The 19,107-nt window shown below is 48.1% G+C and carries 18 protein-coding genes and 2 tRNA genes; 14 read left to right on the top strand and 6 right to left on the bottom strand.

Going from position 1 to position 19,107, the window contains the following annotated elements; all coding sequences use genetic code 11:
- Positions 1-54: 54 nt before the first annotated feature.
- The 12 genes from I2I11_RS00475 (at position 55) to rodA (ending at position 11,641) form a co-directional block, all read left to right on the top strand.
- A complete protein-coding gene (locus I2I11_RS00475; protein ID WP_230679813.1) occupies positions 55-561 on the top strand; it encodes a PaaI family thioesterase in 507 nt (168 codons plus the stop codon).
- Between the two features lie 164 nt (positions 562-725).
- Positions 726-1,187, top strand: a complete 462-nt coding sequence (locus tag I2I11_RS00470) for a hypothetical protein (RefSeq protein WP_196265704.1) — start codon at positions 726-728, stop codon at positions 1,185-1,187.
- A gap of 222 nt (positions 1,188-1,409) precedes the next feature.
- On the top strand, positions 1,410-2,126 hold the full coding sequence (locus I2I11_RS00465) for an SGNH/GDSL hydrolase family protein (protein WP_196265703.1): 717 nt from the start codon (positions 1,410-1,412) through the stop codon (positions 2,124-2,126).
- Between the two features lie 275 nt (positions 2,127-2,401).
- On the top strand, positions 2,402-2,785 hold the full coding sequence (locus tag I2I11_RS00460) for an SRPBCC domain-containing protein (protein ID WP_196265702.1): 384 nt from the start codon (positions 2,402-2,404) through the stop codon (positions 2,783-2,785).
- 76 nt (positions 2,786-2,861) lie between these two features.
- Complete coding sequence (locus tag I2I11_RS00455; protein WP_196265701.1) at positions 2,862-3,389, top strand: YcxB family protein; 528 nt, start codon at positions 2,862-2,864, stop codon at positions 3,387-3,389.
- Between the two features lie 72 nt (positions 3,390-3,461).
- A complete protein-coding gene (gene purN / locus I2I11_RS00450; RefSeq protein WP_196265700.1) occupies positions 3,462-4,067 on the top strand; it encodes a phosphoribosylglycinamide formyltransferase in 606 nt (201 codons plus the stop codon).
- A gap of 18 nt (positions 4,068-4,085) precedes the next feature.
- Positions 4,086-5,609: a bifunctional phosphoribosylaminoimidazolecarboxamide formyltransferase/IMP cyclohydrolase gene (purH, locus tag I2I11_RS00445; protein WP_196265699.1), complete on the top strand. Its 1,524-nt coding sequence runs from the start codon at positions 4,086-4,088 to the stop codon at positions 5,607-5,609.
- Positions 5,610-6,109: 500 nt separating this feature from the next.
- Entirely contained in the window at positions 6,110-7,135 is a 1,026-nt protein-coding gene (locus I2I11_RS00440; protein ID WP_196265698.1) for a rod shape-determining protein, read from the top strand.
- Between the two features lie 9 nt (positions 7,136-7,144).
- Positions 7,145-8,011 (top strand): rod shape-determining protein MreC, encoded by an 867-nt coding sequence (gene mreC / locus I2I11_RS00435; protein ID WP_196265697.1) that lies wholly within the window; start codon positions 7,145-7,147, stop codon positions 8,009-8,011.
- Positions 8,001-8,528, top strand: coding sequence for a hypothetical protein (locus I2I11_RS00430; RefSeq protein ID WP_196265696.1), 528 nt, complete (start codon positions 8,001-8,003; stop codon positions 8,526-8,528). The genes mreC and I2I11_RS00430 overlap by 11 nt, the downstream gene beginning before the upstream one ends.
- Positions 8,529-10,355: a penicillin-binding protein 2 gene (gene mrdA / locus I2I11_RS00425; protein WP_196265695.1), complete on the top strand. Its 1,827-nt coding sequence runs from the start codon at positions 8,529-8,531 to the stop codon at positions 10,353-10,355. It abuts the gene before it with no gap.
- On the top strand, positions 10,319-11,641 hold the full coding sequence (gene rodA / locus I2I11_RS00420; protein ID WP_196265694.1) for a rod shape-determining protein RodA: 1,323 nt from the start codon (positions 10,319-10,321) through the stop codon (positions 11,639-11,641). Before mrdA ends, rodA begins: the two co-directional genes overlap by 37 nt.
- 131 nt (positions 11,642-11,772) lie before the next feature.
- Here the strand turns inward: rodA and I2I11_RS00415 are convergent, their stop codons facing one another.
- The gene (locus I2I11_RS00415; protein ID WP_196265693.1) at positions 11,773-12,810 is read right to left on the bottom strand and encodes an SMP-30/gluconolactonase/LRE family protein; all 1,038 of its coding nucleotides are present in this window, start codon (positions 12,808-12,810) and stop codon (positions 11,773-11,775) included.
- Positions 12,811-13,088: 278 nt separating this feature from the next.
- On the opposite strand from I2I11_RS00415, the gene I2I11_RS21485 reads away from it, so the two are divergent.
- Entirely contained in the window at positions 13,089-13,313 is a 225-nt protein-coding gene (locus I2I11_RS21485) for a type II toxin-antitoxin system HicA family toxin (RefSeq protein ID WP_196265692.1), read from the top strand.
- A gap of 1 nt (position 13,314) precedes the next feature.
- Positions 13,315-13,596 carry a hypothetical protein gene (locus tag I2I11_RS00405; protein WP_196265691.1) on the top strand — a complete coding sequence of 94 codons (282 nt, stop codon included), beginning with the start codon at positions 13,315-13,317 and terminating at the stop codon, positions 13,594-13,596.
- Between the two features lie 123 nt (positions 13,597-13,719).
- On the opposite strand, the gene I2I11_RS00400 is transcribed toward I2I11_RS00405, so the two are convergent.
- The 5 genes from I2I11_RS00400 to mutS form a co-directional block, all read right to left on the bottom strand.
- Complete coding sequence (locus I2I11_RS00400) at positions 13,720-14,199, bottom strand: hypothetical protein (protein WP_196265690.1); 480 nt, start codon at positions 14,197-14,199, stop codon at positions 13,720-13,722.
- A 137-nt stretch (positions 14,200-14,336) separates the two neighbouring features.
- Positions 14,337-15,299, bottom strand: a complete 963-nt coding sequence (locus I2I11_RS00395) for a hypothetical protein (RefSeq protein ID WP_196265689.1) — start codon at positions 15,297-15,299, stop codon at positions 14,337-14,339.
- A 225-nt stretch (positions 15,300-15,524) separates the two neighbouring features.
- Positions 15,525-15,608, bottom strand: a tRNA-Leu gene (locus tag I2I11_RS00390).
- 84 nt (positions 15,609-15,692) lie between these two features.
- Positions 15,693-15,765 (bottom strand) — tRNA-Gly (locus I2I11_RS00385).
- 324 nt (positions 15,766-16,089) lie between these two features.
- Positions 16,090-18,717 carry a DNA mismatch repair protein MutS gene (gene mutS / locus I2I11_RS00380; RefSeq protein WP_230679812.1) on the bottom strand — a complete coding sequence of 876 codons (2,628 nt, stop codon included), beginning with the start codon at positions 18,715-18,717 and terminating at the stop codon, positions 16,090-16,092.
- Between the last annotated feature and the right edge of the window lie 390 nt (positions 18,718-19,107).

Below are 19,107 nucleotides of genomic sequence, written 5' to 3'. Positions count from 1 at the left end.
AACCGCAGACTGCGGAAACGAAGTATAAGCTGTAGCTTTTAACCGGCCTTCTCTATGGTTACTTTAAACACATCTGCCGAAGACTTCCGCAAACTGGTTGCTTCGCCGGCCAAGTTCCGCCTGTTTATGCTGTCGCGGCTGCCCATGGCCTACCTCGCCGATTTGCAGGTTACCTCGCTCACCAACGAGCGCGCCACGGTCAGTATCCCGTACAAGTACCTCAACAAAAATCCGTTTGGCTCTATTTATTTCGCCTGCCTCAGCATGGCCGCCGAACTTTCAACGGGCGTGCTCTGCATGATGTACATTCATAAATCCGACCCGGCCGTGTCGATGCTGGTGGTGCACATGGATGCCGATTTTACGAAGAAAGCTACGGGCAAGATTACGTTTGTGTGCGAGGACGGCAAACGGGTGCAGCAAGCCGTGGAAACCGCAAAAATTACCGGTGAGCCCACCACTGTTCAGGCCACCAGCATCGGCCTGGACGAGCAGGGCGAACAAGTGGCGGAGTTCCGTTATACCTGGTCGCTGAAGGCCAAGAGCAAGCTGCTGGGATAGCAAGTAGAAACCGGATTTATACTTAGGTAGATAGCAGCCAGGCAGAACTGCTTTTACGGTATGATTTACTTATGTTAATACGAAAGCTTTCTTTCGTTTATCCATCTATATTTGGCAGTATAAACGGAGTAATTCCGTTTATACTTTAGTTGGCACATATAGAAATGGGAGAGAAAACAGAAAACCATTTATTAAGGCCTTGGGCATTTTACAATGCTGATGAGCAGATGTTTTCTCCTAATAAGCAGAATAGGATTGAATATAGTGAGTTAATAGAGCTTGCAATGGGAAGCCCTTTGGCAGGGGAATGCTATTGGTGTGATAGCGACAATAAAAGGCACAAGTTAAGTGGTTTGTACGGCGGGCCTCCAATATGGAATCCTGAAGGAAATATGGTTGCTATACCGATTTGGAATAGAACCCTTTTCAAAGGCACGATACAGCAGCTTTCAGTAATTGATGTGATTAAAAGCGAGTGGACGCAGTATAAAAGGACTTTTCGAATACTTGACCTAAGAAGTTTTCGAAATAAAATCATTAGCGGTTACGACAGCCCAATATATGACACTACTCCATTACACTTCGACCTTAGCAGGGAAGAGATAGAGAAAAGAAAGAAAATCTAAAGCTACATGTGCCAACACAATGCATGCTCAACCTTCGCTATCGCCTCGATCACCTTATATACCAGCCGTTCTGCGTAAGTTTGGCAGTAGTATACTTACTAAGTAGTAGCCTATCAAATTGAGACGATACACATTAGTGATCTTGACACGCAAAAGAGAAAAATAAGAATTTAAAACGGGACCATGTCTTGGATCAATATTTAACATATTAAATATATTACTATGAGAGGTAGCATACATTATCTGGTTATTTTGTTTCTTTTAATTTCGATTAATGGATTTTCACAAAACAGGACTGAGAAATTAGCTTTTGAAAAATCCTTCAATTATGGAAAATCTGTAGCAGTCTTTGGTGGCTCTGTTTCTGTGATACCTGAAAGTGATAGCGCCAAAAGTATGTGGGAAAAATTCTTAGGAATGACTATTACCAACTATGGAGTACCTGGGGCAGGCTTTTCTTCATTACAGGGAAAATCTGTTCAACAACAGGTAGATGAAGCCGGTGTGTTTGATATTTACATCCTTTGGGCTTCAACAAATGACTATACAAATCATAGAGAGGTGGGCTCTTACACAGACTATACAGAATTTGATGGTTATGATAAGAAAAAATTAACTTCCCAGGCAGGAGGAATTAACTATTGTATCAAAAGAATTTATGAGATAAATCCCAAGGCTGTTATATATCTTTTTACATCAAGTAAAGCCTTCAATGATCGGGGTGGATATGATCCATTTTATGCAGAGGGGATGGGTAAATACGTTGAAATGCAAAAGAAGATCTGCTTGCTTCATGGAATACCTGTTCTTGATCAGTTCTTTTTAGGCGGATACAATATATACAATAAGCAATTATACTACCGCGACCCTATTCATATGAATGTATTAGGATATAAAAAACTTGGCGAACTACAGGTGTCGTTCCTCGCTTTTCCATAATCTGAGATTAATAGCGGTTAAAAACCTACGCACAACAAGGATGGCTGTTGCACAACGCTGTTTATATAATGGATTATATATTTCGATTGGAAGTATTTGGTTAAGATTGAAAATCCTTGGCCATTACAGAAAGCTCAAAATTTGATTTATGAGCTGTGCAGCAGCCACACAGTTCATTTTTTATACTTGGCTACGCCTCATTCACCGGCTACACGAGCCCTTTTTACCGCTCATAATCGCTCATATTAACAAAAGCAATATCCAGCACCACAACCATGAAAGACTACAAGAAATATTACATCATTCCTGCCTCACCGGAGGAAGTATACCTTGCGCTTACCAACCCTGATACCCTCCGGTTGTGGACCGGCGACAAGGCCGAGATGTCGACAGAGCCCGGATCTGAGTTCTCGCTGTGGGACGGCAGCATTGTAGGCAAAAACCTGGAGTTTGAGGAAGGCAAAATGCTGGTGCAGGAGTGGTATTTCGGCGATCAGCCGGAGCGCTCTATTGTTACCATCAAGCTGCACCCGCACAAACAGGGCACGTCTGCAGAACTCAGGCACCTCAACATCCCCGACCAGGACTATGCAGACATTACAGAAGGATGGGACGAGAGCTACTTCGGCTCGCTTATCGAGTTTTACGAGGAAGAGTAACGGGTGATCTCCTGATGATTTATATAATATATTTTATATATTTGTTTTTGTATCTCTTGGCTTTACCAACAGCTTTATGCAGGAAATAACCATTCAATCTAAACTTACTCTGGAGAAGTACATCCGGCTCATGTTCAGGCTTACCTATCGTAAGTTTATCATGCTTTTCATCAGCTTTATTGGCGTAACAATGCTAACGGCGGGCATTTTAGACTTTGCGAGTGTATGGAACAGTATAGACGGGCCGCCTTATTTCCAGCTGATCTTTGGGACCGTTGTTGTTTTCTATTTACCTTTCACTGTGTACCGGAGTGCGCGGAAAAATTTCCTTTCCCATGCTAATCTGCAGGAAAACATGACGTATACATTTACGCCGGAGCAGATAATAATACAGGGCGAAACCTTTAATTCCACAACAAGCTGGGACAAAGTATACAAGGTACAGGAACTGAAAGGCTGGTTCCTGATCTATCAGAGTAAACAAGTCGCGCATCTGGTACCGAAGGACACGTTCAGCCCGGAACAAATTTTCAGATTCAGAGAGATCATGGCGGCTGTGCCCAAGCTGAAGAAAAAAGCACCCTTCCGTACTGCCTCCGCATAATTCTTATACCTGTGGCGCTGGCTTCTACGGGCAAATCCGCTATATTTGCGGCTTCAATACAAGTTTATACTTTTGGAACAGCCAGCTAAGAAAAACATAGTCATTTTTGCTTCGGGTTCGGGGAGCAACGCGCAGCGCCTGCTGGAGCACTTCGAACATCACCCTGAAATCCGTGTGGCTGCCCTGTTCTCCAACAACCCGAATGCGCACGCCCTTAAAAGAGCCGAGACCTACCACGTCCCGGCTCTTTTGTTTTCGCGGGATGACTTTTACAACTCCGATAAAGTGCTGCAACAGGTGCAGGCTTTCGAACCTGACCTGATCGTACTGGCAGGCTTCCTGTGGCTGGTGCCGAAAAATATGCTGCAGGCGTTTCCGGATAAAATCATCAACATACACCCTGCCCTGCTGCCCAATTATGGCGGCAAAGGCATGCACGGCCGGCACGTGCACAGCGCGGTGGTGCAGGCAGGCGATCAGGAGTCGGGTATCACCATCCACCGCATCAACGAGGCCTACGACGAGGGCGAATTTATACTGCAGGCACGCTGCCCCGTACTGCCCACCGATACACCCGAAGAACTGGCAGCCCGCGTGCTGCAACTCGAGCACAGGCACCTGCCGCTGGTGGTAGAGCAACTGCTCACAGCCCCGAAGCAATCTAAAAACAACCGTTAAACCATACACGCAACACACATGCAATCTGTTAAAATTAAATCCGCACTCATTTCGGTATACTATAAAGACCGCCTGGAACCACTTGTGGAGCTCCTGAAGCAGCACAATGTCACCATTTGTTCCACGGGCGGCACACAGGCTTTCTTGGAAGAGCAGGGCGCCGAAGTTATCGCTGTTGAAGACCTTACGGATTACCCGTCTATCTTTGGCGGCCGTGTGAAAACGCTGCACCCGAAAGTATTTGGCGGTATCCTGCACCGCCGCGACAACGAAAGCGACTTGTCGGAGCGTGCGCAGTATAACATTCCGCCGATTGATTTGGTGGTAGTGGATTTATACCCTTTCGAGGAAACAGTGGCATCCGGGGCAGCGGAGGAAGACGTGATCGAGAAAATCGATATTGGCGGCATTTCGCTTATCCGTGCGGCAGCCAAGAACTTTAAAGATGTGCTGATTGTATCGTCGCGCGATCAGTATGACGAAGTGGTGGAATTGCTGCAAGCAAACGATGGCGCCACAGAGTTGGAAGACCGCAGACGCTTTGCGGCAAAGGCCTTTGACGTATCCTCGCACTACGACACGCATATTTTCAACTACCTGAACGGCGAGGATCAGCAACCGGTATTTAAACAAAGCCTGCGCGAGAGCACGCCGCTGCGCTACGGCGAAAATCCGCACCAGAAAGGCACCTTCTATGGCAAGCTCGACGATTTGTTTGAGCAGCTCAATGGCAAGCAGTTATCCTACAACAACCTGGTAGACGTAGACGCTGCCGTAGCGCTCGGCGCTGAGTTCGAGGAACCGGCCGTGGCTATCCTGAAACACACCAACGCCTGCGGCTGCGCCACTGCCGGCACCATCAAAGAAGCTTATTTACTGGCACTTTCTTCTGACCCGGTATCTGCTTTTGGCGGTGTGATTATCGCCAACAGAACCATCGACCTGGCCACTGCCGAAGAGTTGAACAAGCTGTTTTTTGAAGTGGTAATTGCCCCGGACTACGATGCAGATGCACTGGAATTGCTGCGCTCGAAGAAAAACCGCATTGTGCTGAAACAAAAGGATGTGGAGCTTCCGAAGAAACTATTCAAAACATTGCTGAACGGCGTAATTGAACAGGACAAGGATCTAGCCACCGAAACAGAAGCCGACTTTACAACCGTAACTAAACGCGAGCCAACTGCCGAAGAGAAAAAAGCGCTGGTGTTTGCTGCCAAGGTATGCAAGCACACCAAATCCAACACCATTGTGCTGGCTACTGATAAAATGATGTTCTCCAGCGGCGTAGGCCAGACATCGCGCGTGGATGCGCTCCTGCAGGCCATCGAGAAGGCCAAGAACTTCGGCTTCGACGTGAGCAAAACAGTAATGGCTTCCGACGCCTTTTTTCCCTTCCCGGATTGCGTGGAGATCGCCGATAAAGCAGGCATCAAAGCAGTGGTGCAACCCGGCGGCTCCATTAAAGATAAGGACTCCATCGCTTACTGCGATGCACATGGTATGGCCATGGTGATGACGGGCGTTCGCCACTTTAAGCATTAAAATCCATATTCCCTGTTTTTCTAAAATCCCCGGCCTGTTCCAAAGCCAGGGATTTTTTATACCTATACTTCCGGTTACAGGTATAGTCGAAACAATAACTTGCTGGTGCGGGCTTGCAGCTCGTACTTTTAAGCCCTGAAGATATAATGGAACGAGCTGCAAGCTCGCACCAGCGGGTGCTTTCTTATACTTCATACTTATACTTCATTCAGGCTACCTGCAGGACTTAGAGTCATAAACCACAAAAGACCTCGCAGGTGTGCACACCTGCCCTGCAGCATTCCGGCAGATAAATTCTGTCGCACTCAATTTTGTACTTCTCCGGCCGTTATACTCCACAAAACAGTGCTTGTGATCCTTATAAAAAATATATTCCTGCCATAGAAAAGCAGCGGCATTATTAATTCCGCTGAATTTCACTAATTTTGCTTCAAGTTTTTGAACAGAAATATTCTATATACAAAATATAATTAGGCAGTGCAGGCCTATACCTCTTCCAAATGGGACTATTCAATTTTTTAACAAGTGATATAGCGATTGACCTGGGTACCGCCAATACCCTGATTATTCATAATGATAAAATTGTAGTCGACGAGCCTTCGATTATTGCCGTGGATCGCACCACGGGCCGCGTGCTGGCTATTGGCCGCAGTGCCATGCAGATGCACGAGAAAACCCACGAGAACATCAAAACCATCCGCCCGCTGAAAGATGGCGTAATTGCCGATTTCCACGCGGCGGAAGAAATGATCCGGGGCATGATCAAGATGATTGATACCGGCCGCCGCCTGTTTCAGCCATCGCACCGCATGGTTATCTGTATCCCGTCGGGCATCACGGAGGTAGAAAAACGGGCTGTACGCGATTCGGCCCAGCACGCCGGGGCCAAGGAAGTATGGATGATACAGGAGCCGATGGCCGCTGCTATCGGTATCGGTATTGATGTGGAGCAGCCGATTGGCTCCATGATTGTGGACATTGGCGGCGGCACAACCGAAATTGCGGTGATTGCCCTTTCAGGTATTGTATGCGATCAGTCTATCCGCATTGCCGGTGATGTGTTCACCAAAGACATCCTGGACCACATGCGCCGCCAGCACAACCTCCTGATTGGCGAGCGTTCTGCCGAGAAAATTAAGATTGAAGTAGGCGCGGCGCTCACTGAAATAGAAAATCCGCCGGCAGACTATGAAATCCGTGGCCGTGACCTGATGACGGGCATCCCGAAAGTTATCAAGGTAACCTACCAGGAAATTGCCATTGCCCTGGATAAGTCTGTTTCCAAAATTGAGGAAGCCGTGCTCAAAGCGCTGGAAATTGCGCCGCCGGAGCTTTCGGCTGACATTTACGATAACGGCATTCACCTGACCGGTGGCGGCGCACTGCTCCGCGGCCTCGACAAGCGCCTGGCCGTAAAAACAAAACTACCGATTCACATTGCCGAGGATCCCTTAAGAGCGGTGGTGCGCGGCACAGGCGCTGCCATCAAAAGTATAGAAGGATTCAAAAACGTCCTGCTGACGTAACAGAGTGGCATGCGGAATCTTTTTGCATTCATATACCGGTTCCGTGCATTCCTCGTGTTTGTGTTGCTGGAGGTGCTGTGCGTATACCTGATTGTGCGTTACAACACGTACCAGGGCGCAGCCTTTTTCAACTCTGCCAACAAGTATGTGGGGCAGGTACTGGAGTTTCAGAGCGGTGTAACCGATTATTTCCGGCTGGCCTCCATCAACAGCACACTGGCCCGCGAAAATGCCGTGTTGCGCGAGGAAGTATTGCAGTATAAAGCAATGGCGCAACTCGACAGCACCCGGCAGCTCGATACGACGTATTATGCTCCCTCCGATACTGCCCAAGTGCTGCCCTACATCCTGCACGCAGGCCGGGTTATCAATAACTCCGTGCGCCGCACCAACAACTACCTGACACTGTCTATCGGCACCGCCGACGGGGTACAGCCGGGCATGGGTGTTATTGCCTCAAATGGAGTAGTGGGGCGCGTCAAAACAGTGTCGGAGCATTACGCCACCGTTACGTCGCTGCTGCACTCCCAGATGCTGCTGTCCGCCAAAATAAAGCGCGACAACACCTTCGGCACCATCAAATGGCCTGGCGGCGATTACCGCACCGCGCAGTTGGAGTACATTCCGCTGCATGTCAATCCGGTTAAAGGCGATACGATAGTAACCAGCGGTTTCAACACGGTGTTTCCGGAAGGCGTGATGGTGGGCACCATCAGCTCCGTAAAAAAAGAATCGGACAAGAGCTTTTATACTATCCGTGTAAAACTATCAGTTGACTTTGCACAGCTTTCTTACGTGTATGTGGTGGAAAACCCGCACCAGGACGAGCGCATAAAACTAGAACAAAACGCAGGTATACTTACAGATGAACAGTAAATTCGGCATCGGAAATATCTTTCAGTTTGTGGTGTTCGTGGCACTTCAAATTCTGCTGATGGACAACCTGGTCATCTTCGGGGTAGGTTTCTGCTTTATCTATGTTGGGTTCCTGCTCTTTTTGCCCATCCAGCTCAACCGTGTATTCCTGCTTTTTCTGGGCTTTGCCGTTGGCTTTGCAGTAGATGTGTTTTATGATACCATGGGCATACACGCCGCTGCCAGCGTGTTGCTTGCATTTTTAAGGCCGCTTGTTTTGAACCTTCTGACGCCACGCGATGGTTACGATACAGGTGACTCGGTGAACATACATGTGATGGGTGTACGCTGGTTTATGGCTTATACTTTTTTGTTGCTGCTGGTGCATCATACGGCTGTCTTTTTCCTGGAAACTGTCAGCTTTGCCGAAGCGGGCCATACTTTACTGAAAGTTCTTGTCAGCACATTATTTACGGGTGTAGTGATGGTTATTCTGCAACTACTGTTCTTCCCGTCCAAAAGAGCGACCAGAGTATAAATGAACTACTTAGAGAATCGAAAATACGTTATACAAGGCATCTTTCTGCTGATAGGAGCACTTTTTGCCTTGCGCCTTTTTTACATACAGGTGGTAGACAGCAGCTACAAACAGGCGGCTGAAACCAACGCCATCAAAACCGTTATCCAGTATCCTTTCCGGGGTTTGATTTACGATCGCAACGGCAAACTGCTGGTGCAGAACACGCCGGTATACGACCTGATGCTGATCCCCAAGGAGGCCAAAAACGTAGACACGCTGCGCCTTTGCCGCCTGCTTAACCTGCCGCTCGAAGACGTGCGGGAGCGCTTCAGAAAAGCCCGCGCTTTTTCGTACGTACAACCTTCTGCTTTTTATCAGAAGCTGAGCACACAGGAGTTCGCCCACATCCAGGATAACCTGATAGATTTTCCCGGCTTTTTTATCAACGCCCGCACGGCGCGCGGCTACCCGCAGGCCAGCCTGGCGCATGCGCTTGGCTATATTGCCGAAATCAGCCCCAAACAGCTGGATGACCCGGCCTACACCGGCTACCGTCCCGGCGACTACATTGGCAAGAGCGGCATCGAGCTGGAGTATGAAAAGTATTTGATGGGCAGCCGCGGTGTGAAGTATAAAATGGTGAATGTGCGCGGCATCGAGAAAGGCTCGTTTAAAGACGGCGCCTATGATACCCTCTCGGTAGCAGGCCAGAACCTGACCAGCAGCATCGATCTGGACCTGCAGGAGTATGGCGAGTTTCTGATGAACGGCGCCAAGGGAAGCGTAGTGGCGATTGAGCCGGCCACCGGCGAGATCCTGGCTTACATCTCTGCGCCTTTTTATGACCCAAGCCTGTTTACAGGAAAAGACTACGGCAAAAATTACATGGCGCTGCTCACCGATTCGAACAAGACGCTCTTTAACCGGCCTATTATGGCGAGCAGCAACCCGCCGGGCTCTATTTTTAAGCTGGCGCAGGCACTGGTTGCTTTACAGGATGGCATTATTACACCCGAAACAGGGTTCCCCTGCAACCAAAGCCTGATAAAGTGCGCTCACGGCCACCCCGCTCCGTCTAACCTGGCGCTTGCCATCAAGTATTCATGCAATCCATACTTCTACCAGGCGTTTCGGGCAGAGGTTAACCAGGGCCGATCACGGAATACCTACAAAGATACATCGCTGGGTCTGGCGCACTGGCGGGAGCAAATTCTGAGCATGGGCTTCGGCAAAAAGCTGGGCGTAGATCTGCCGAACGAGAAAAAAGGAATCATTGCCTCACCGGGTATGTATGACGATATGTATGGAAAGAACCGCTGGAAGTTCTCAACCATTTACTCGCTCAGTATTGGCCAGGGAGAACTCGGCGTAACCCCCCTGCAGATGGCTAACTTTATGGCTATTATGGCGAACCGGGGTTACTATATTACGCCCCACATGATCAAATCGATTGGCAACAGCGGGCATCCGCTGCCGCAGTATGAAGAACAGCATCATACCACCATCGACAAGAAATATTATGAGCCTGTAATACAGGGTATGGCCGATGTGGTGGCCTCCGGCACCGGCCGTAACGCCAACCTCGAGAAGCTGGGGATTACGGTGTGTGGCAAAACCGGCACCGCCGAAAACCCGCAGGGCAAAGATCACGCTGTGTTTGTCGCCTTTGCGCCGCGCGAGAATCCCAAGATAGCAATTGCGGTTTATGTAGAGAACGCCGGTTTCGGCGCACAATCGGCCGCGCCAATTGCAGGCCTGATGATAGAAAAGTATTTAACGGACTCCGTGTCCAGAAAGCCAATGGAAAAATGGGTGTTGAGCCGAAAGTACTTGGAGGTAGAATAGTAACCCCGCAAAGCCGGCGCACGTCTAACAGCATGCTCATGAACATGGACTGGGTGACCGTGCTCCTGTATTTCCTGCTGGTGGGCCTGGGCTGGATGAACATTTATGCCGCCGTTTACAGCCCGGATAATGTGGTTAACATTCTCAGCTTCGATATCAATTCAGGCAAGCAGCTGGTGTGGATAGGCGCTTCGCTGCTGCTTATACTTGTGCTGCTGGTGGTAGATTACAAAGTATACGAACACCTGGCTTACCCTATTTACGGCACCATCATCCTGCTGCTGCTTGTTACACTGGTGATTGCCAAACCCATTGCCGGCTCCCGCTCCTGGCTTGACCTGGGGGGCGGCATACGCCTGCAGCCCGCCGAGCTGGCCAAGTTTGCCACGGCGCTGGCGGCCTCCAAATTCCTGGGAAGTATAAGCCTGCGCCAGCAGAACTTCAAAGACCAGATGAAGCTGGCCGCTATTACGCTGCTGCCGCCCCTTATCATTATACTTCAGAACGAGACAGGTTCTGCGCTGGTGTTCGCGGCGTTTGTGCTGGCCTACTTCCGCGAGGGCATGTCGCCGCTCATCCTGATTGTAGGGGGCACCGCAGCTGCTATCTTTATCCTGACGCTCCTCGTCCCCAAACTATACCTGATCATCGGCATCACCCTGCTGATGGCGCTGGCTACCTGGCTGGATTACCGCCTGCTACGCCGCTTTAAAACCATGATTGTGCTGTGGGTAGCCGTAGTGGGTATGATTTTCAGTGTCGATTATTTTGTGAACAACATCCTGCAGCCGCACCAGCAGAACCGCATCAAGGCGCTCATTAACCCCGAAGCCGACCCGCTGGGCTATGGTTGGAACGTAACGCAATCGAAGATCGCCATTGGCTCCGGCGGTTTCTGGGGAAAGGGCTTCCTGGAAGGCACACAAACCAAGTTCGACTTCGTGCCCGAACAAAGTACCGACTTTATTTTCTGCACCATTGGCGAGGAACACGGCTGGCTGGGCAGCACCATCCTGATTAGCATTTTTATGCTGCTGCTAATCCGTATCGTCTTTATCGCGGAGCGCCAGAAATCGGTATTTGGCCGCACCTATGGTTACTGCGTAGCCTCCATCATCTTCTTTCACTTTCTGGTAAACGTAGGTATGACGATTGGCCTCGCGCCGGTGGTGGGCATTCCGCTGCCTTTCTTCAGTTACGGAGGCTCCTCGCTGTGGTCGTTCACCATCCTGCTGTTCATCCTCATCGCCATCGATGCCAACCGCAGCCAGGAGCTGGTGAGGTGAGTTGTATTTCTTGCAGTCTACACCCCAACCAGGAGGCCTGGAGCCTTTTATAATGGCTACAATCTTGTTCCCTAAATCTGGGTTAGGACTTGCATCCTATCTACAAGAGGAAAAGCTTTGTGCTGTTAATGTTATCTTAAATCTACTTTGAGCAGGTAGTGTTCAGCTGTAATAAACAGCGTTTTATCATTATTTGCAAAGGCGCAGTTCGACGTTTTTACATTCACTTTAATTCTGCCAAGTACATCGCCCGATTCGTTGAAGATCCATACGCCGCCGGGTCCGGGCGCAAAAACGTTTCCGTTTTTATCAATCTTTATTCCGTCCGGCGTTCTTGGTTCTTTTTGAAAAGCCCTGGAGCCATCATGGAATAATCTCCCCTTAACGAGTTCACCCTTATCGTTCAGGTCATACGCATACCAGTAAGGCTTTTCGGGGTCTGAATTAGCTATCAGCAAACTTTTCTCACCAGGGAAAAAAGCTATGCCATTCGGGCGGCTGATGGTATCGGTAAGCAGCGTAACCTTACCTGCTGCCGAAATTCTATACACGCCCTGGTATGGGATCTCTTTTAACGGATCATCAATCCCTTTTTCCAGGCCGTATGGCGGGTCTGTAAAGTAAATGTCTCCGTTGCTTCTTACAGCTAAATCATTCGGGCTGTTAAACTTTTTGCCACGATAAGTAGCGGCAAGCGTTTTAAAAGTCGGCCGGGGATTAAGTATAGATGAGTTCAGCAGCGCAACACGTCTGTCGCCATGCTGGCACAACAGCAACTGCCCTTTGAGGTTTATTGCCAGGCCATTCGACCCCAACTCTCCTGCTCTCGGTTTCGCCTGAGTATACCCCGACGGTTCTAAGTATAGTTGTTTGCCTTCCTGTTCTGTCCATTTGTAAATACTGTTTGTAAATACATCCGAAACTAAAAGCATCTTCTGGCTTTCTATCCACACAGGCCCTTCTACCCATGTAAATCCATCGGCAATAACTTCGACCTTTGCCTCTTTGCTGACTATGGCATCCAGCTCAGGGCTTACCCGTTCTATTGTTCCTTTCGGATAGGTTTCGCTTGTTTGGCTATACACACCAGCGCCCCGGCAGGCAATAAGGCCAATAAGCAGTAAGATCCGAAACGATCGTTTGAAAGATGCAGCGCAAGTCATTGGCATACAGGGCTAAGATGTTTTACCAATAAACGCAATTATTCTGTCTTTTCCGAAGCCTGGCTGCTGTGCATGTTTAAAAAGTCGTTAGGAAAGTATGGCAGCAGGAACTTGTTAGTATAAGGGCTTTAAGTTTATGGTTAATTTTAAAGCCGAACAATTTCATTTTACCTTAGCAGTACTTCTTTCGCCCTTAATGGTGTTTTTAACAAACATATCAGATACTGAAGTATAAATAAGTTGAGATAAAAGAAAGTGGTTGAAGAGCGTGCTAAATTGCAGATATGAGCAACTACAGATGGAAGTCGCCTATGACTTCTAAAGAGGTTATAAAGGAGCTGAACCGTAACGGCTGGGACTTTGTTTCGCAGAAAGGCAGTCACAAGAAGTACCGGAAAAATGGCATAAATTGCATAGTGGCCGACCACGGCAATAACAATATACCTACCGGAACCTTGAACAGCATAAAGAAAAGTGTTAGTTTAGCTGAAAGCAAAGGAGAAAAATAAGATGGCCCTCTTAACACTGACTTACGAATATACAAAGGAGCAGGAAGCTTATTCTATCATCTGCCTCGACACAGATGAGATATACACGCATTGCTATAAGCATGAAGACATCAAGCCTACTGCTGTTGAGGCAAGCGAACTTATTCTGGAAGATTATATTAATCAGAAAGTGCCGCTTAAAAATTATGAGCAGCATACGCTGTTAGAAGCAAACCAATTCCAGTTGGTCTTTGATATGACAACAGGCAAACACATGGAACTGGTTGCAGCAGAACAATCTTGAACTGTGGCGTATAATAATAACTAAAAGGCACTGCTGCAGATTAGCAACAGTGCCTTTTCTTTTAATTTTTGATGTCGCCGGAAGTGTCTCAGATTCCCTATAATCCCTCCATTGAGCTTGAAACTATGGGTATTTAAAATCATCTAAAATTTCGATAAACTGCTCCACATCTTTTACCAGAACTAAAGCTTCTTCTCCCGACTCACTGATCAGCATAACTCTGGTTATTTTAAGAGAAAGCTGTAGTTGGCTGATAGCGTTCTCAAACTCTGCTTTTCGTGCCTCCGCATTTAATTTCCTGGCTTCAGCAAACTCTTTCTCTTTTTGGGAATACAGGAAGTCTATCTCTGTCCGTATTTTGTCATTCTCAAAACCTGCCTTTTCAAGTTTGTCTTTGCCATATTTTAGCAGTGCATGACTAAACTCTTTTGCCTCTTCTCTAATCGTTTTGTTATCAACACCATCAATTGTGATATCTAGAAAGCTATGGATAGCTTGGAGCATCTTTTCTTTAAGGCTGCTCAATAACTCCGGCGACTTACCTGCAGTTTCTACTTTTAGAAATTGTTTCTTTTTCGTACCACTTAACTGCTGTGATTCCATTCCTTTATACTTTAAAAGTTGTAGAAATGGATTGGCCAATCCTTGTTCTGTTATAACAGTAGCAAAGAAAGGCCAGTGAGACAAGGAGAAGAATAGACTGGTATTTACTGGTAAAGCGGTGGTAAAGGGCTGGTAAACTATTTTACTTCTCTTAGTATAGTATCAATTTTTTCAAACCCTTTAGGCTTAGACTGATTCTTATTGTTTAGATAGTTTATTTTAATCTGCTTCAGGTTCTTAATGTCTGTAAAACAGGCTTCTGCTATACTCCAGTAGTTTGTATCAGAAGGCATTTTGCCAATATCATAAAGTTCATCTATTAAGTAGGCTAACAGGTTCTTATTTTTGAGCCATTGCAAAGGTTCTATACTGCTTAATGTCTTTCCTGTAAAAAGTGCTTTGAAATTCTCTGCATCTGTACTTGCAGGCAAATAGCCGTCTTTTATCAATTGGCTGTAAAGCGTGTCTATTTCTTCTGGCTTGCCCTGCCATACATAGCTAATAGATTTAGATTTTGGTGTTTTCTGAACTGATACATCATTACTTTCTATATTTGTATTTTCTTGTAGAGTATAGGCAGTTAGTTCAACTTCTTTGGATTTCCTTAAAAGGTTTCCCATGTGCTCCCTAAATGTAAACAGCTCTTCTAAAAATTCATTAGCGATAACAGAATTTATTACTTTTTGATAGGCGCTTATTTCTTTTTCAATTGTTTGTAAGCACTTCTTTATTAACTCATCAGCCTGGTTATATTGAGCAGCATATAACATTGATTTTCCTTCAAATAGAAATGAATCCATAAAGCCACCTATACAAACATAGTGAATACTAACCAAAATAGCAGGTTGCTTATGTTTACAGGCATAATCAAAATACATTTCAAAATTGTCTAAGATGTCTTTTGTAGCACTTTCCCATATAGTTAACTCTCCTTTTTCCCTTGCCAGCCTTACAACTTCTTGATGTTCTAAGCTTCCAAGCCATTTACTCTTTTTTGAAGGCCAATCATACGTTAGAGTATTACTTTTTATTCCTGAAGCTTTAATCTGTAGGCAACCTACTGAGTAAATTGTATTGGAGCCTTTATTGTTTTTTATCATATCATAATTTCGAGTAAAGCATTTCTGTGCTTTGCCTTCATCTGCTGCTCAGGTACTTCTAGATATGTGCTGCATGGACGTTTGACCTAAGGCTGAGAAAGCATTTTAATGTCATACCCGAATATAATGAATAGAATTGAAGAAAGGAACAGACGAGAAACAAAGGAAGAAAAGGGCCAAACATAAAAAAGCCGCTTACACATACGTATAAGCGGCTTTAAATCGTACCAGGAGCGGGAATCGAACCCGCACGGACTTGCGTCCACAAGATTTTAAGTCTTGCGTGTCTACCAATTCCACCATCCCGGCAAACTTCAGGAGCGTTCCTGAAGCAATTCGTGCAAAAAACAAAGACGTTGTTCAGCACAACGTCTTCGGTTATTATTTTCGCGGAGCGGGAGACGGGATTCGAACCCGCGGCCTCGACCTTGGCAAGGTCGCGCTCTACCAACTGAGCTACTCCCGCTTTTATCTTTCACCAAACCGCCGTAGTGATTTAGTGATGCAAAGATATAGACAAAATCTGACTTGTCAAGAGTTGGCGCAAATATTTTCTACTTCCCCGGCATTTGCAGCTGATTATCAATGATAAAGTTTCATGCCAATTCCTGAACCCGATGCATTGCCGACCGCGACACAGAAGCAGGAAGTATAATCTATACCGTAATAGCCTTCCAGAGTACCTACTCCTGAAGCCTCTTACACAGATTCCTCACAGCTGCGTAGGCTCCTTTCGGCTGTCGCCGCAAGAATGTCGAAATAGCAGCGAAAGAAGTTCTTTGCGCTGCTATCACACTTTTTCCGGCTTGTCCTGTAGCAGCAGCTTGAGTTCGTTCAGCTTTAGCAGCGCTTCCACCGGCGTAATGGTGTTGATGTCCAGCTGCTCCATCAGCTCTTTCATACGCCTCAGTTGCGGGTCGTTCAGCTCGAACATGCTGAGCTGGTAATTGCTTTTCGGGACCGATTTCATGCGCTGCTGCGGCGCCTGCTCCGATACTTTTTCCTGCTCCAGGTGGTGCATGATTTCGTCGGCACGCAGCACCACGCTGTTCGGCATACCCGCCATCTGCGCCACGTGTATGCCGAAGCTGTGCTCGCTGCCGCCCTCAACCAGTTTGCGCATAAACAGGATTTTGCCGCCCGCCTCGCGCACCGACACGTTATAGTTTTTTACGCGCGGCAGGTCTTCGGCCAGCTGGTTAAGCTCGTGGTAGTGTGTGGCAAACAGCGTTTTCCCTCTATACTTGGGGTGGTTGTGCAGGTGCTCCACGATGGCCCAGGCAATCGAAATGCCGTCGTAGGTGCTGGTGCCGCGACCAATCTCATCCATCAGTACCAAGCTGCGGTCTGAGAGGTTGTTGAGGATGCTGGCTGTTTCGGTCATCTCCACCATAAACGTCGACTCGCCTTTTGATAAATTGTCCGAAGCGCCCACACGGGTAAATATCTTATCGATAATACCGATGCTGGCCGCTTCTGCCGGCACAAAGGAGCCTATCTGGGCCATCAGCACAATCAAAGCGGTCTGACGGAGCAGGGCACTTTTACCGGCCATGTTCGGGCCCGTGATGATGATGATTTGCTGCTCTTCGTTGTCCAGGAAAATATCATTGGGCACGTACGCTTCGCCCAGCGGCAACTGCTTTTCAATAACCGGGTGGCGGCCCTTTTTGATGTCGAGCACATGACTGTCGCTTACCTCCGGCTTCACATACCTGCTGGTCAGCGCTATTCCGGCAAAAGAACTCAGGCAGTCGATTACACCGATAACCTTGGCATTCTGCTGCACCTGCGCCACATAATCCAGCGCCTGCAGTACCAATTCATTAAACAGGTTGAACTCGATGGTATAGATGCGGTCTTCGGCATTCAGGATTTTCTCTTCGTAGGTTTTCAGCTCCTCCGTAATGTAGCGCTCCGCATTTACCAGGGTCTGCTTGCGAATCCAGGAAGCCGGCACTTTGTCTTTGTGCGCGTGCGTTACTTCCAGGTAATATCCGAATACTTTGTTAAAGGCGATTTTGAGGGAGCTGATGCCGGTATTCTTTACTTCGCGCTGTTGCAGTTGCGCCAGGTAATCTTTTCCGGAGAAGGCGATGGTGCGCAGCTCATCCAGCTCGGCATCCACGCCGTCGTTTATCATGTTGCCTTGGTTAGCGAGCATGGGCGCATCCGGCTTCAGCACGTTTTTGATTTCCTCGCGCAGGCCGTCGCAGGGCGCCAGCTGCGCCGCCAGCTTTTGCAGGGCCGGAATATCGCTCAGCGCCAGTGCATTCTGAATAGGCACGATGGCATCCAGCGCTTTGGCCAGCTGCATCAGTTCGCGCGGATTCACGCGGCGTACGGCTACCTTTGAGATAAGGCGCTCCAGGTCGTTTATATTTTTGAGGTGTTGTGTCAGCGCGTCCAGCAGTTCCGGGTTCCTTGTCAGAGCTTCCACCGTATCCAGGCGGCGCCGAATCTGGGCCACATCTTTCAGCGGCAACACCACCCACTTTTTCAGCAGGCGCGCGCCCATCGGCGTTACGGTTTGGTCGAGTACCTGAATCAGCGGCACGCCCTCGTGGTGCTGCGGAAACAGCAGCTCCAGGTTGCGCACCGTAAAGCGGTCGAGCCATACATACTTGTCTTCCTCCAGGCGCGAAATAGTGGCGATATGACTGATTTCGTGGTGCTGCGTTTCAGATAAATAATGCAGGATAGCGCCCGCCGCAATAATCGCCTCCTGCATTCCTTCGATACCGAAGCCTTTAAGCGAGGTGGTCTTGAACTGGCGTGTGAGCGATTCGTAGGCGAAATCATACTTGAAAACCCATTCTTCCAGCGCATAATAGCGAAAGTCGGGGCCGTAGCGGTCGGTGAACGTGTCTTTTTCGCGTTTGCTGAAGAGCACTTCCGCCGGGGACAAGCTTTGCAGCAGCTTGCTGATGTAGCTTTTGTCGCCTTGGGCTGCAATAAACTCGCCGGTAGAAATATCCAGGAAGGAAATGCCTGTTTCCATTTTGCCAAAGTGCACAGCCGCCAGGTAGTTGTTGCTGCGCCGCTCCAGCACCTGGTCGTTGAACGACACGCCCGGCGTTACCAGCTCCGTTACGCCGCGCTTCACAATGCCTTTCACTGATTTCGGGTCTTCCAGCTGGTCGCAGATGGCCACACGCTCCCCGGCCCGCACCAGTTTGGGCAGGTACGTGTCGAGGGAATGATGCGGAAAACCGGCCAGCGCCACTTCCGAGGGCGAGCCTGCACCACGCTTGGTCAGCACAATGTCCAGTATCTTGCTGGCCTTGACCGCGTCCTCGCCAAACGTTTCGTAAAAATCCCCTACCCTGAACAGCAACAGCGCGCCCGGATGTTTCGCCTTAATGGCGTTGTACTGCTTCATCAGCGGGGTAACGGTGCCTGTGCTTTCTGCTTTCATACCTGGTTTATACTTTGGATGCGCTATACTTGCTTGTGGTATAGAATCCTGTTTATACTTTGCTATACTTTAGTCCCTTCGCTGGCGCGGGCTTGCAGCCCGTGTCTCCACTACGTCACGTTTGAGCGTTGCAGCAACATAATAGAAACGGGTTTACTGTTACACTTCAACCTTAATGTGTTTAGTTAGTTTTTCGCCTCGCCGGCTGGGCCTTATTTTTCTTCTTGATAAGAAAAAGAGAGGGCCCCTACCCCCACTCGCTGAACGCTCAAACAGTGGAGCGTCATAAAATGCACTTGGCTAATGTCTAGCTTTCATAGTAATTGCTGATTTTGTTAACTGCGGATTACAGATCCAAAAGAGAACTCGTTTACTTGCATGGAACATGAT

The organism is Pontibacter rufus, assembly GCF_015694705.1.
Classification (GTDB): Bacteria; Bacteroidota; Bacteroidia; order Cytophagales; family Hymenobacteraceae; genus Pontibacter; species Pontibacter rufus.
Note: the sequence above shows the minus strand (reverse complement) of the source record. Positions and strands in the feature narration are given on the sequence as shown.